We start from the raw sequence: 647 nt of genomic DNA on the forward strand, positions 1-647 counted from the left end.
CCCCGCCCCCCCCGGGGGCCCGCCCCCCCCCCCCCCGCGCCCCCCCCCGCGCCCCCCCCCCCCCCCCCCCCCCCCCCCCCCCCCCCCCCCCCCCCCCCCCCCCCCCCCCCCCCCGCTCCGGAATGACGCGAACAGGGGCCCGTTCAGGGCCCGTTCCGGCTCGGGGCGGTCGGCGGGGTCCGGGCCGATCAGGGAATCCGGCCCGATCCGCGGGCCCGAGCCGGTCCGTGGACCCCAGCCGGTCCGCGCCCCCGGTCCGATGCGCGATCCGCTCCTGCCCTCCGGACCTCCTACCGGATGTCCCCGGACAGGGCCGCGTCCACCGCCGCCAGGGCGTGCAGCCGGGCGGTGGGGAAGACCGGCACCGGGCTGTCCTCCTGGCCGATGAGCAGTTCGATCTCCGTGCAGCCGAGGATCACCCCCTCCGCGCCGTCCGCCACCAGGCCCCGGATGATCTCCCGGTACGCCTCACGGGATTCGGCACGCACCTCGCCCAGGCACAGTTCGCCGTAGATCACCTCGTGGACCAGAGCCCGGCCCGCCGCGTCCGGGACGCGTACATCCAGCGCCCCGTCCCGCAGCCGGTCCCGGTAGACCTCCTGCTCCATGGTGAACGCCGTGCCGAGCAGCCCCACCCTCCGCACCCC

At 78.8% G+C, this 647-nt stretch carries 1 protein-coding gene; it reads right to left on the reverse strand.

Translation table 11 applies throughout. The annotated features are described in order from the left end of the window. Nucleotides 1-290: 290 nt before the first annotated feature. Nucleotides 291-647: aspartate/glutamate racemase family protein (locus JS521_RS35990; protein ID WP_205087033.1), on the reverse strand; the 357-nt coding region annotated here is incomplete at its 5' end.

Origin of the sequence: Streptomyces durocortorensis (genome assembly GCF_016901035.1) — a bacterium.
GTDB lineage: Bacteria > Actinomycetota > Actinomycetes > Streptomycetales > Streptomycetaceae > Streptomyces > Streptomyces durocortorensis.